General features: G+C 47.0%; 1 protein-coding gene and 1 pseudogene. One reads left to right on the forward strand and one right to left on the reverse strand.

What is annotated here, in order from left to right; translation table 11 throughout:
* The coding region (locus R8O11_RS28360) for a hypothetical protein (RefSeq protein WP_318195013.1) at positions 1–233 on the forward strand (233 nt) is incomplete at its 5' end.
* 93 nt (positions 234–326) lie between these two features.
* Here R8O11_RS28360 and R8O11_RS28365 read toward each other — a convergent pair.
* Positions 327–659: pseudogene (locus R8O11_RS28365) on the reverse strand (major facilitator superfamily transporter); the annotation flags it as partial.

Consider the following 659-nt stretch of genomic DNA (forward strand, 5'->3'; position numbering starts at 1 on the left):
AAAAACTAATCGCATTAGGCTTGATGGTTTGCTCAGCGAATGTGGCATTTGCTGCGGATGGCTCATACACAGGTACCATTGACATGACAATGAGTAATACGAACCAAGTGGATGTTGAACGCGCAAACTCGCAACTTACGTTGAAAGGCCGTAATGAAGCGATGTACGGCGGCGTGATGATTCAAACCGATGCATCTACCCAACCCATTGAACTTCGTGGCCGCCGCGATTAATCGGTCACGTTGTCATTACGAAAATGCCGCGATGAATTCGCGGCATTTTTGTTTGTTGATTGCGTATGTAATCAAGTGGCGGTGCGAAAGCGATTAGCTCTGCACCTCGACACCCGTTTCAATCTCGACAGGTTGCGCTTGTGCTTCGCTTTCTTTTGCTGCATCCAGCATTTTGCGAATAACAACAGATGCTGCCATAGCAATCGCCACCATCACAACCGCTAGTACAGTAAGCAGTTGGAAGTAATCACCGTATACGGTTTGTACGATTTCTTGAGTGATCTCTTGGCCTTTTTCCATCGCAATCGACGTTGAGAAAGCGGCACCAACGATACCACTCAGTGCGATAGCAACGGAGAATAGACTAACCGAGAAGTTCTCGATGTGTTTTGGTGCTACTGACAGAATGAATGCCACAACCATTGA

Source organism: Vibrio sp. 1288 (genome assembly GCF_033344475.1).